The organism is Lonepinella sp. BR2474 (assembly GCF_051851555.1).
Lineage (GTDB): Bacteria > Pseudomonadota > Gammaproteobacteria > Enterobacterales > Pasteurellaceae > Lonepinella.
The window spans coordinates 1-263 of sequence record NZ_JBPDVH010000034.1 but is presented as its reverse complement, the minus strand read 5'-3'; the positions used below and the strand labels follow the sequence as shown (position 1 = coordinate 263).

Sequence of the window (263 nt, the reverse complement as noted above, 5' to 3'; positions counted from 1 at the left end):
TCAGCATCAGCCGCAAGCAGTTCAGCGTCAGCAGCGGATAGCTCAGCGACTAAAGCAGATTCATCAGCATCAGCAGCAAGCAGTTCAGCGTCAGCAGCGGATAGCTCAGCGACTAAAGCAGATTCATCAGCGTCAGCAGCAAGCAGTTCAGCGTCAGCAGCGGATAGTTCAGCGACTAAAGCAGACTCCTCAGCATCAGCCGCAAGCAGTTCAGCGTCAGCAGCGGATAGCTCAGCGACTAAAGCAGATTCATCAGCATCAGC

General features: G+C 54.0%; 1 protein-coding gene. It reads right to left on the bottom strand.

All coding sequences use genetic code 11. The features are described from left to right. Positions 1 to 263 (bottom strand): hypothetical protein (locus ACTG7Q_RS10920; RefSeq protein ID WP_439243816.1); only part of this gene is annotated, 263 nt, incomplete at both ends.